Source organism: Kitasatospora sp. NPDC057595 (genome assembly GCF_042800875.1).
Taxonomy (GTDB): domain Bacteria; phylum Actinomycetota; class Actinomycetes; order Streptomycetales; family Streptomycetaceae; genus Kitasatospora.
Window position 1 is genome coordinate 123,860 of sequence record NZ_JBHVGL010000011.1, and the last position, 11,726, is coordinate 135,585.

Genomic DNA, 11,726 nt, shown 5'->3' on the forward strand with positions numbered 1-11,726 from the left:
GCCCGTCGCCTCCGCCCGCCGCGGACACCCGCCTACGCCCGTGCCGCCCGCTCGGACCCGGATCCCGGCCCGGATCCCGGCCCGGCCTCCGGCTCGGGCTCCGGCATCAGCCCCGTCTGCACCTGCACCGTCCGGCGCCGGGTGATGTGCAGCGCGCGGCCGGGCGGCAGCACCCGCGGCTTGACGCTGCCGAACAGCGTGCCCTCGCTCGGCGGGCAGGACAGCAGCGTGACCGGCGTGTTGACGTCCTGGAGCCGGCGCAGCAGCTGGTCGCTGTACGCCCGGCCGATCCCGTTGGCCGAGCGGGCGACGATCAGGTGCAGTCCGAGCTCGGTGCCCTGCGCCAGGTGTTCGAGCAGCGGGCCGAACGGACTGCCGCTCGACTGGCCGGGGACGAGGTCGTAGTCGTCGACGACGACGAACAGCTCCGGCCCCGTCCACCAGTCGCGCAGCCGCATCCGGGCCGGGCTGATCTCCTCGCCGGGCAGCCTGGCCTCCATGGCGCGGGCCGCGCCCGTGACGACCTGCCGGAGCACGTCCACCGAGACGGCGTAGCCGAGCCGGTACTCCTCCGGGACGCTCTCGTAGAGGCCGCGCCGGAAGTCCACGAGCATGATCCGGGCCTCCGCGGGGGTGTAGGCGGAGGTGATCCCGGCGACCAGCAGGCGCAGCAGGTTGGTCTTGCCGCTCTCGCTGTCGCCGACCACCAGCAGGTGCGGCGACTCCTCGAAGTCGTGCCAGAGCGGCGCGATCGCGGTGTCCTCCAGACCGATGGCGACCCGCAGCCGGCCCTCGGGCGCGGGCAGGGCGGCGGAGTCCAGCAGCAGCGGCAGCATCCGCACCTCGGGCGCGCGCGGGCCGCTCCAGTGCTCGTTGACGGCGTCGACGAGGTCCGCGACGCCGTCGGCGAGGTCCTCGGCGCCGCCCTGTCCGTCGATCCGGGGGACGGCGCCGAGGAAGTGCAGCCGCTCCTTGGTGAGGCCGCGGCCGGGGCTGTGCGGGACGGTCTCGGCGGCCCGCATGTTGATCATGGAGTCGATGGGGTCGCCGAGCCGCAGCTCGAAGCGGGTGCCGAACTGGTCGCGCACATTGCTGGAGAGCTCGCCCCAGCGGGCCGTGGCGACGACGAGGTGCACGCCGTAGTTGAGGCCGCGGGCGGCGATCGGGGTCAGCGCGGCCACCAGGTCCATGAACTCCTGGCGCAGGGTGCTCCAGCCGTCGATGACCAGGAACACGTCGCCGTGCCGGTCGTCGGCGAGCTCCGGGTCGTCCGTGGCCTTGCGGCGGCGGAAGGCCGTCATGGACTCCACGCCCAGCTGGGCGAAGCGCAGTTCGCGCCGCGCGATGATGCCGTTGACCTCGGCGATCGTCCGGCCGACCCGCTCCGGGTCGTGGCGCCCGGTGACGCCGCCGACGTGCGGCAGCCCACGCAGCGAGGAGAGCGTGCCGCCGCCGAAGTCCAGGCAGTAGAACTGGACCTCCTGCGGCGTGTGGGTGAGCGCCAGCGCGGTGATCAGGGTGCGCAGCAGGGTGCTCTTGCCGCTCTGCGGGCCGCCCGCGACGGCGACGTGGCCGCCGGCGGCCGACAGGTCGGCGGTCAGCAGCTCGCGCAGCTGCTGGAACGGGCGGTCCACCACGCCCACCGGGACGGTCAGCGTGCCGGCCGCCGGGCGCCCGTCGGGTGCCAGGCCGTGCCGGGCGGTGGGGGTGAGCGGCGGCAGCAGCTCGTCCAGGGTGGGCGGCACGTCCAGCGGCGGCAGCCAGACCCGGTGGGCGGGCGGGCCGGCGTCGAGCATCCGCGCGGCCGCCAGGTCCAGCAGGTTCGGGGCGTTCTCCTCGGCCGCCTCCCGGGCCTCCTCGGCGGCCAGCACCTCCGGGTCGGGATCGCGCGGCGCGATGTACGTGGTGCCGTAGGCCACGATCTGGCCGGCCACGGCGGCCTGCTGGACGGCGCCGCGCCGGCGCCGGTAGGGCCCGGAGACGTAGGCGGCCTTGAACCGGGTGAGGGTGGCGATGTCGCTGCGCAGGATGCCGTTGCCGGGCTGGGAGGGCAGTTGGTAGGCGTCGGGCACGCCCAGCACGCCCCGGCTCTCCATGGCGGAGAAGGTGCGCAGGCCGACCCGGTAGGACAGGTGGGACTCCAGGGCGTGCATCCGGCCCTCGTCCAGCCGCTGGGAGGCGAGCAGCAGGTGCACGCCCAGCGAGCGGCCGAGCCGGCCGATCATGATGAACAGCTCCATGAAGTCCCGGTGCGCGGAGAGCAGTTCGCTGAACTCGTCGACCACCACGAAGAGCGTCGGCAGCGGGTCGAGCTGGACGCCGCCGGCCCGCGCGGTCTCGTAGTCCAGCAGCGAGCTGTAGTTGCCGGCCGAGCGGAGCAGCTCCTGGCGGCGGTTCAGCTCGCCGTGCAGGGCGTCGCGCATCCGGTCCACCAGGGCGGCCTCGTCGGCGAGGTTGGTGATCACCGCCGAGGTGTGCGGGAGCTGGTCCAGGCCGAGGAAGGTCGCCCCGCCCTTGAAGTCGACGAGGACGAAGTTGAGCGTCTCCGAGGAGTGGGTGAGCGCGAGCGCGAGCACCAGGGTGCGCAGCAGCTCGGACTTGCCGGAGCCGGTGGCGCCGATCAGCATGCCGTGCGGGCCCATGCCGCCCTGCGCCGACTCCTTGAGGTCGAGCTCCACCGGCTTGCCGTCCGCGCCGACACCGATCGGCACCCGCAGCCGCCGGCCGCGCGGGCGCTCGGCCCAGCTGCGGGCGACGTCGTGCTGGTGCAGGTCGTTGATGCCCAGCAGCGAGGTGAGGTCGAAGTCGGTGCTGAGCGGCTCGGAGACGTCCACCGCGTCGCCCAGCCGGTACGGGGCGAGCGTGGTGGCGTAGCGGCGGGCGGCCGGCCGGCCCAGCGCGTCCGGGCGGCCGAGTGGGGTGGTCTCGTCGCGCCGGTTGCGGTCGGCGGTGACCAGGTCCAGCCGGTCACCGGTGATCCGCAGCCGCAGCCGGAACGGCGCGTGCTGCCACTCCACCGCCCCGGAGACGTCCAGCAGCACGGCGTTGCGGTACCCGGCGAGCAGGGCGCGGCTGCCGCCGGGCAGCTTCACCCCGTCCAGGACGATCACGGTGAACGGCTCGTCCCGGCCGGGCTGGGTCTCCGGCTCGAACGGCGGCCGGTCGGTGAACTCCGGGCCCAGCAGCTGTTCCAGCTCCACCAGGGAGTCGGCGACCAGGCGCACCGGGCCGGCGCCGTCCGTCTCGGTGGGGTGCAGGGCGTGCGGCAGCCACTTCAGCCAGGCCCACTCCTCGCGCAGTTCGGGGGAGACGGCGGCCGCGACGCGCAGCTCGTCCGGGGCGTGGAAGAAGGCGAGCTGGGCGATCATGGCCCGGGCCAGCGCGCGGGCCGGTCCGGGGTCGGCCGCCTCGGCGGGCTCCACCGCGGGTGGGGCGGTCTCCGCTGGGTCGGCGTCCGGCGCGGGGTGCTCGCAGCGCAGCAGCACATGCGCGTAGCCGCGCACATGGACGGCGATCGGCTGGTCGGCGATCGAGCCGTAGGCGTGGATGAAGCGGCGCAGCGCGTGCGCGCAGAGCGGCTCCAGGTCCTCGACCGGCTGGGTGGCCAGCGGGGCCAGCTTGACCGCCAGCCGCTGGGAGCCGGTCGCGATCCGGACGTCGCCGAAGTCCGGGTGGGCCGCCCGTCGTTCCCACAGCCGCGAGGTCCGCACCAGCGAGCCGAGCGAGTCCGGCGCGGGGTGGCGCCAGGCGAGTGCCAGCCGCTGGTCCACGATGTGGCGCCGGACCTGGCGGCGCACCTGGGACAGGTAGCGCAGGTAGTCGCGGCGCTCGCCGCGCAGCTGGCGCTTGCGGTCGCTGGCGCTGCGGAACAGCTGGGTCACCAGCATGCCGACGGCGGACAGGCCCATCATGCCCATCGCCACATAGGTGAGCGGCCCGCCGCCGCCCTGCGGGTTGAGGAAGATCATCACCATCGAGAGCGAGCTCAGCGCCATCGGCGCCATGGCGATCATGTTGGACATGCCGCTCTGCGCCTCCGGAAGCACCGGCGGCTCCTGCAACTGCAGTTCGCCGTCCGGCATCGCCGGTCCGGGGCGCCGGGGCGGACGATCGACCAGGACCACGCTCAACGGGGGCTCTCCTCTCACGGCGCCGGCGCCGACGCCGGTGGCGGCGGGCCCGACGGCCCGGGCCGCACCGCACTCGGGCCTACGGCCCGCGGGGCTCCGGCGGTTCACCGAGCGCCTTCGCCGCAGCGGGTGAACCGTCCGCCCGGCGCGGTCCGTACCTGTGTGACGGGAGCACGGGCAGACGGGAGACGCGACAGGTGAGCACCAGCACGGCGGCGACAGGACTGGTACGGCTGAGGTTCCGCGCCCCCGGCACCGCCTTCGAACTCGTCCTGCCCGGCGACGTGGTCCTCGCCGACCTGCTGCCGGCCGTCCTCGGCTACGCCGGCCCCGACGTCGCGGAGAGCGGTACCGAGCACTCGGGCTGGGTCCTGCAGCGCCTCGGCGGTCCGCCGCTCGACGAGGAGCGGACCCTGGAGGAGATCGGGCTGGCCGACGGCGAGGAACTGTTCCTGCGCCCGGTCCGGGAGACGCTGCCCGAGGTGCACTTCGACGACCTGGTGGACGGCGTCCGCACCGGTACCACCGCCCGCGGCGACTCCTGGCGGCCCGCGATCACCCACCACCTCGCACTGGTCCTCGCCGTGCTCACGCTGGCCGGCGGCCTGCTGCTGCTCGCCCGGCCCGGCCCGGACGGCCCGCGCTGCGCCGCCGCCGCGGTCGTCGCGGTGCTGCTGCTGGCGGGCGGGGCCGCGGCGGCCCGGCTGCTCGGCGACTCCCCGGCCGGGACGGCGCTGGCCGCCGCCGGGGTCTGCCACGCCGCGGCGGCGGCGGCGCTGGTCCCCGGGGTCACCGGCCCGGCCCGGCTGCTCGCGGGCGGCTCGGCGGCGGTCGGCGCCACCGCGGTGGCCCTGGCCCTGGTCGGTTCGGGGCCGTTCTTCGCCGGGCTGCTGACGAGCGCCGTCTTCGCCCTCGCCGCCGGCGCGCTCGCCGCGTACGGGCTGCCGGCCACCCATGTCGCCGCGGGGGTCGCCGCCGCGGCCGTGCTGTTCGGCGCGTTCGTCCCCGCGCTGTCGTTCAAGCTGGCCGGGCTGCGGCTGCCCGCGCTGCCCCGCAACGCCGACGAGCTCCAGGAGGAGATCGAGCCGTTCCCGGCCGACGACGTCCTCGCCCGCAGCCTGGTCGCGGACAGCTACCTGGTCGGGTTCTTCGTCGCGGTCGGCTCGGCCTGCGCGCTCGCGCTCACCGTGCTGGCGCCCGCCCGCGACGACGGCTGGGGCACCACGGCGATGGCCGCCGACCTGTCGGTGCTGGTGCTGCTGCACGCCCGCGACATCGGCGGGCTGCGCCAGCGGCTCGCGCTGCTGCTGCCCGGGGCGCTGGGGCTGGGCCTGCTGGCCGTGCGGATGGGCTGGGACGCCGCGCCGGGCGGACGGCTCGGGGTGTTCACCGCGCTGGCCGTCGTCGCGGGCGGGCTCTGCGCCGCCGCCTGGACGCTGCCCGGCCGGCGGCTGCTGCCCTACTGGGGCCGGGCCGGTGACCTGCTGCACTCGCTCGCCGCGCTCGCCCTGCTGCCGCTCGCGCTCCAGGTCTTCGGCTTCTACGGGGCGATGCGCGGTCTGGCGGGCTGACCCGCCCGGCCCGCGCCGGACCGACCCCGGCACCCGACCCCGGCACCCGACCCCGGCACCCGACCGGGGCAGCCGACCCCAGGCACCCCCCAGGCACCCCCCCGGAATCCGACCCGAGGCATCCGACCCGAGGTGTCCCGCAGCGAGGAGGACCACCGCGATGCAGTCCCGACGCGACCAGGTGCAGGCCCACCTGTTCGTGATGAGCCGGGTCGCCGCCGGCGTCCTGCGCGCCGAGCCGGACGCCCCCGACACCCCCGTCGGCCGGACCAACCGCGGCGCCGCGATCGGCCTCGCCGTCGCCCTGCTGATCGGTGCCGGCGCCGGTGTCTACGGCCTGGTCAAACCCGGCGGCGCGAGCGGCTGGAAGCAGCCCGGCACCCTGGTGGTGGTCAAGGAGAGCGGAGCCCGCTACGTCTACGCCGGCGGCCTGCTCCACCCCGTGCTGAACGAGGCCAGCGCGCGGCTGCTGGCGGGCGACCAGCTGAAGGTCGACCAGGTCTCGGCCCGCTCGTTGGAGGGCACCGGGCGCGGCACCCCGGTCGGCATCGTCGGCGCCCCCGACGGCCTGCCCGCCGCGAACGCCGTGGGCGGCGCCGACTGGCTGCTCTGCGGCATGCGGACGGTGGCCGCCGGGACCGGGGCCCCGGCGGCCAAGCCCGCCCCGCAGCTCTCGGTCGCGATCGGCACCCGGCAGAGCGGCCGGCCGGCCGGCGAGCAGGGCGTCCTGGTCGCCGGGCCGGACGGCGCCGTCCACCTGCTCTGGCACGGCCGCCGCTTCGCGGTGGACGCGGCGGGCGGCGCGGTGCGGGCGCTCGGCTACGGCTCCGTCACCCCGGTGCCGGTCACCGCCTCCTTCCTGGCGGCGTTCCCCGGCGGACCGGAGCTGCGCGCTCCCGACGTGCCGGGCCGGGGCAAGGACGGCCCGGCGCTCTCCGGCTGGCCGACCCGGACCGGCCAGCTGTTCACCGGCACCGGCGAGGAGCGCTACCTGCTGGCCGAACAGGGCCTGGTGGCCGTCACCCCGACCCAGTTCGCCCTGCTGCTGGGCGATCCGCGCACCCAGCAGGAGGCCTACGGCAACGGCCCGGCGACGCCCGCGCAGGTCGGCGCCGCCGACCTCGCCGCGCACACCGCGCCGGCCTCGGCCGCGGCGGCCTTCACCCCCGAGGGACTGCCCGCCCGGCCCCCGGCGCCGCTGGCGCCCCGGGGCGAACAGGCCCTGTGCGCGGCGCTGCGGCCGGCCGACGCGGGCGGCGAGCTGGACGTGTCCGTCCTGGACGCCGCGCCCGTGCTCGGCCTGCCGCCGGTGCTCCAGCCCGGGGTGCTGCCCAGCTGCACCCCGGCCGACCGGATCGCGGTGCGCCCCGGCGGGGGCGCGCTGGTCCGGGCGCTGTCCGGCGCGGGCTACGGCGGCACGCTGTACCTGGTCACCGACGCGGGTGTGAAGTACCCGCTCGCCTCGCCGGCGGTGGCCGAACGGCTCGGCTACCCGAAGGCCGCGCCGACGGCGGTGCCCGGGCGGGTGCTGTCCCTGCTGCCGACCGGCCCCAGCCTGGACCCGGCACCGCTGGCGGGCGGCGTCGTCCAGCCCGCGGTGACCGGCGAGGGCCACTGCACGCGCTGATCCGGGACGGCGCCGGGCGGGGTGAACCGCCGCACCGGGCCGTCCCGTTCACCCTGGCGGGCCGGCCCGACCGGCCCGCGGCGAATCCCGCCGGCCGGGAGCGGCCGGCGGCAGCGGAGGAGGTACGCACGTGGCGCAGCAGACGACGGTCAGCCAGCAGGTCCTGCAGGACATCAGGACCCAGGTCGAGCAGAAGTACGCGGCGATGAGGACGACCGCCTCCTACATCGAGGACATCAACACCGCCATCCGGGACAGCTTCGAGGGCGCGGCCAGCACCGCCTTCCAGAACAACATCAACGCCTGGCTGGAGCAGTACGCGAAGGTCAGCCGGGACTACGACGCCTTCCACGGGAAGTTCGGCGACACCAGCCAGATCTTCTCCGCGACCGGCGACCACACCCTGACGGTCGCGACCAACAGCCTCGGCGGCGAGCCCGGGCCCGCGTCCTACGTCGAGGGCGTCCTGAACCCCGGCTCGGCCCGCTGACCCCCGTACCCACCCACCGACCGTTCGATCAGAAGGGGACCCACCATGGCCGAAGGCCACATGTCACTCCACTACGCCGGTGTCGACACCGCGATCAGCGATCTGGAGGCGCATGCCAAGACCATGCACGATCAGATGGAGGACCTCAGGTCCTACCTCGCCAGCAAGATCAACGTCGAGCTGGTGGGTGACTTCTCGGTCGCCGCGGGCACTCTCGCCACGACGCTCCACGACGCCGACGTGGCGATGGGCGGCAAGATCGTCAACGCCCACAACGCGCTCACCGAGATCCGCGGCGCCATCAAGGACGCGGACATGCGGGCGAGCACCCACTTCGACCACGTCCAGGGCTGACCGGCGTGGCGGACGAGGAGAACGGGGACAAGGACGGCGGGACCGTCAAGATCACCGACGGCTTCCTGGCGACCTTCTCCAACACGACCGTCAAGGCGTTCCTCGACGCCGTCAAGACGTCCGTGCCGGTGCGGGAGCTCAGGGCCTACGCCGACGGCACCACGCCGTTCCTGACGGGCAACAACTCCGGCAACTTCACCGCGCCGGGCACGCTCGCCACCACGCTCAAGGCCTATGACGACTCGGTCGCCAAGATGCTCGGAACGGTCGTCGGCCAGTTCGAGACGCTGATCATCGATCTCCAGCTCGCCGACCGCTACCTGAACAACGCGCTGGACGACGCGCTGGACTACGCGCAGTTCATGAAGCTGGCCGGGCGGACGCTGAACTCCGGTACCACCGGCGCCAAGTAATCCGGCGGGGGATCCCCCGCCACCACCGCGGAGCCGGCCCTGGCCCGGGCCGGCCCCGCGCCACGTCCGGTCGGGCTCGGCCGCGAGAGGGGACGCCATGGGGCACATCTGGGAGGACGCGCTGACCTTCCTCCAGTCGACGGCCGACACGAAGCCGGCCACCCGCGAGTCGGTGCGCGACGACGAGAAGCCGTGGGTCAACACCGACGTCCGCAAGCAGGTGGTGCACTACGGCTGGCAGGGCGTCCAGGGCGACGGCACCGACGTGGCGCTCGACAGCTGGGTGGCCTGGTACTTCACCTACACGGTGGGCGTCAGCACGGACGTGAAGCACGCCAGCTACGTCGTCGGCACCAATGTGAACTACCCGAACCTCGACGGCGCGGGTGCCAAGTTCGCGGCGTGGACGGGCAGCAGGGCGCCGCTGGAACGCTTCGTCGACGGCACGATCAAGGGCAACGACCGGCTCGACCCGGCCGGCTTCACCAAGGCGGCCGACAACCTCCGGGACTTCACCTACTTCCTCGACGGCTGGATCGCCAAGATCGGGACGGACTGGGTGAAGGGCATCGGGGAGGCGGACGGCGACTGGCAGGGCAGCGCGGCGAACGCCCTGCGGGCCCTGCTCCTGGCGTTCCGCAACGAGATCGACGCCGACAACCGGATCATCCGGATGGCCGATGTCGGCTCCTACCTGACGCCGTGCAAGGCGCTCGTCGAGGACCAGATCGCGGCGCTGTGGAAGGGCTTCCAGGCCTGGTGGGCATCGACGCAGGCCTGGCCGACGAACACGGTGACCGCGGCGCTGATGGAGGGGCTCAAGGGCGCGACGCTGAAGATCGAGAAGGCGTCCGACCGGACCCCGACGTGGCACAGCCGGGAGGACCCGGCCAACGGCGCGGCCGACGCCTACGGCAGGCTCGACCTGCTCAGCTCGCTGAAGGTGACCGTGACCGGAGCGCCGTTCGGCGACCCCACGACGGTCGACTTCTGGAAGCAGGTCGACAAGCGGGCCCGGGAGATCTGGGTCGCCAATGTCGTGAAGATCCTCGACAAGGCGGCCGACGACGCGCTGACCGCGATCACCACGGCCTACGGGGCCGCCACGAACGCCGCCCAGCCGCTGAAGCCCTTCCCGCTGATCATGCCCGACCCCAAGGACCCCACGAAGGACGATCCGACCAAGGACCCGACCAAGGACCCGGGCAAGGACGACCCGACGAAGGACGTCCCCGACATCAAGGACATCACCGGCGGCCCGGACACCAAGGGCGGCGGTGGTCCGGACATCAAGGACATCACCGGCGGTCCCGACATCAAGGACATCAAGGGCGTCGGTGGCGGCAGCGGGGGTGGCACCGGGGGCAACAGCGGCGGCAATACGCCGAACCTCAACCTCGGTGACATCGGCGGCAACAGCGGTGGCAACACACCGAACCTCAACCTGGGCAACACGCCGAACCCCAACCTCGGCACCGGCGGCCCGGGCAGCGGCAGCTCCGGCACCGGCCCCGACCTGATCGGCAACCCCTTCCCGAACCTCAACACCGGCCCGCTGCCCGACAGCCTCCTCCCGGGCGGCAGCGGCTCGAACCGGCCCGTGGTGGTGCCCCCCAGCTCCGTGATCACCAAGGACGGGCGGATCGTCGACGAGAACGGCAACCCCGTCCTGGACTCCAACGGCAACCCGATGGTGGCCGGCCCGGGTTACACCATCGGCCCGGACGGCATCCTGCGCGACGGCGGGGGCAACACCGTCTCGCAGTACCGGCAGCTGCTCGCCGACCGCTACTCCGCGGCGGGCGACGACGGCGGCGGTGGTGACAACCTGCTGACGCCCAACGAGTTCGGTGCCGGCGGCTTCTCCTACAACACCCTGGGCCTCGGGGCCGGGGGCTCGGGCGGGGGAGGATCGCTCGGCCTCGGCGGCGGTCCGATGATCACCGGGATGGGCGGCGGCCTCAGCAACCGGGCGCTGGCCGCGGGCGGCGACCCGTCCGCGACCAAGGCCGCGGTCGACCAGGCCAACGCCGAGCGCGTCGCCGCGGAGCGTGCCGCCCGGGCCGCGGCCCAGGAGCAGGCCGCCCTGACCGGCCGGGGGACCACCACCACCTCCGGCGGGATGCCGATGATGCCGGGCGGCGGCATGGGCGGCGCCGGCGCGGGCGGCGCCGGCAACGACAAGGACCGCCGCCGCACCACCTGGCTGGCGGAGGACGAAGAGGTCTGGGGCACCGACTCCGGTGCCGTGCACGGCGTCATCGGACGCTGACCCCCGGCCGGGTGCCCTCCGGTCCGCCCGATCCGGCGGACCGGAGGGCAGCCGGGCCACGAGCAGAGATGAGGAGCAGCGCATGAGCAACCCGTTCGCGGACCAGATCGCCCAGGCGATGGCGGACATGCAGACCGAGCTTGCCAGGGCGGAGGCCATGCAGCAGGAGATGAACGAGCTCACCGGCTCGGTCACCTCCAAGGACCGGATGGTCACCGTCAAGGTCGGCTCGCAGGGCCAGGTCGTCTCGATGACCTTCCACACCAACGACTACCGCGACATGGCCCCCGCCGAGCTCGCCAAGGTCCTCACCGACGTGCTCAACGAGGCCCGGGCCGACGTCGGCAGGCAGGTCGCCGAGCGCATCTCGCGCTTCGACGGGATCGGCGAGACGCTGCGGCTCTCGATGACCGGCGGCACCGAACTGGACGAGATCCTCGAACCGCTCTGGGCGATGGGCCCGGGCCACGACGCCGAGGAGCGGAAGAAGAAGACCGACCGGCAGGAGGAGTTCCGTGGTTGAGCCGAACACCACCGCGAAGACGGCGATGCTCAGGAAGAGCTTCGCCGAGTTCTTCGAGCTCAAGGACTTCGTCGCGCAGCTCACCACCGAGGCCGAGCACATCAACGAGATCAACCTGAGCGTCGGCGGCAACGACGACATCGGCAAGCAGTACCACACCCAGGTCGACGACGGCACCAAGAACCTCTACGAGCTGCTCCTGAAGATCGGCTCCACCGTGGGTTCGGTCGGCGAGAACGGGGAGCTCCTCGCCGTCACCCTCGACCGGGCCGGCGACCACGCGAACGACCTCGCCAACGGCTTCTGATCCACCCGTAGCCGACGGCCCGACCCTACGCACAACCGG

Annotated in this window: 9 protein-coding genes; 8 read left to right on the forward strand and 1 reads right to left on the reverse strand. The window is 74.1% G+C overall.

The annotated features are described in order from the left end of the window. Nucleotides 1–32 precede the first annotated feature (32 nt). Nucleotides 33–4,082, reverse strand: coding sequence for a type VII secretion protein EccCa (eccCa, locus tag ACFU9E_RS18575; protein ID WP_380688428.1), 4,050 nt, complete (start codon nucleotides 4,080–4,082; stop codon nucleotides 33–35). 245 nt (nucleotides 4,083–4,327) lie between these two features. On the opposite strand from eccCa, the gene eccD reads away from it, so the two are divergent. From eccD to ACFU9E_RS18615, 8 genes are all read left to right on the forward strand, one after another. Further along, nucleotides 4,328–5,701, forward strand: coding sequence for a type VII secretion integral membrane protein EccD (gene eccD / locus ACFU9E_RS18580; RefSeq protein ID WP_380715153.1), 1,374 nt, complete (start codon nucleotides 4,328–4,330; stop codon nucleotides 5,699–5,701). A 160-nt stretch (nucleotides 5,702–5,861) separates the two neighbouring features. Then, nucleotides 5,862–7,328: a type VII secretion protein EccB gene (gene eccB, locus ACFU9E_RS18585; RefSeq protein ID WP_380715155.1), complete on the forward strand. Its 1,467-nt coding sequence runs from the start codon at nucleotides 5,862–5,864 to the stop codon at nucleotides 7,326–7,328. 130 nt (nucleotides 7,329–7,458) lie between these two features. Then, on the forward strand, nucleotides 7,459–7,818 hold the full coding sequence (locus ACFU9E_RS18590; RefSeq protein WP_380688920.1) for a hypothetical protein: 360 nt from the start codon (nucleotides 7,459–7,461) through the stop codon (nucleotides 7,816–7,818). 60 nt (nucleotides 7,819–7,878) lie between these two features. Continuing rightward, complete coding sequence (locus tag ACFU9E_RS18595; protein ID WP_380688918.1) at nucleotides 7,879–8,172, forward strand: hypothetical protein; 294 nt, start codon at nucleotides 7,879–7,881, stop codon at nucleotides 8,170–8,172. A 5-nt stretch (nucleotides 8,173–8,177) separates the two neighbouring features. Continuing rightward, nucleotides 8,178–8,585 carry a hypothetical protein gene (locus ACFU9E_RS18600; protein ID WP_380688916.1) on the forward strand — a complete coding sequence of 136 codons (408 nt, stop codon included), beginning with the start codon at nucleotides 8,178–8,180 and terminating at the stop codon, nucleotides 8,583–8,585. Between the two features lie 97 nt (nucleotides 8,586–8,682). Further along, entirely contained in the window at nucleotides 8,683–10,857 is a 2,175-nt protein-coding gene (locus ACFU9E_RS18605) for a hypothetical protein (RefSeq protein ID WP_380688914.1), read from the forward strand. Nucleotides 10,858–10,939: 82 nt separating this feature from the next. Beyond that, complete coding sequence (locus tag ACFU9E_RS18610) at nucleotides 10,940–11,380, forward strand: YbaB/EbfC family nucleoid-associated protein (protein ID WP_380681947.1); 441 nt, start codon at nucleotides 10,940–10,942, stop codon at nucleotides 11,378–11,380. Then, nucleotides 11,373–11,687: a hypothetical protein gene (locus ACFU9E_RS18615; RefSeq protein ID WP_380681948.1), complete on the forward strand. Its 315-nt coding sequence runs from the start codon at nucleotides 11,373–11,375 to the stop codon at nucleotides 11,685–11,687. The genes ACFU9E_RS18610 and ACFU9E_RS18615 overlap by 8 nt, the downstream gene beginning before the upstream one ends. Nucleotides 11,688–11,726: the final 39 nt, after the last annotated feature.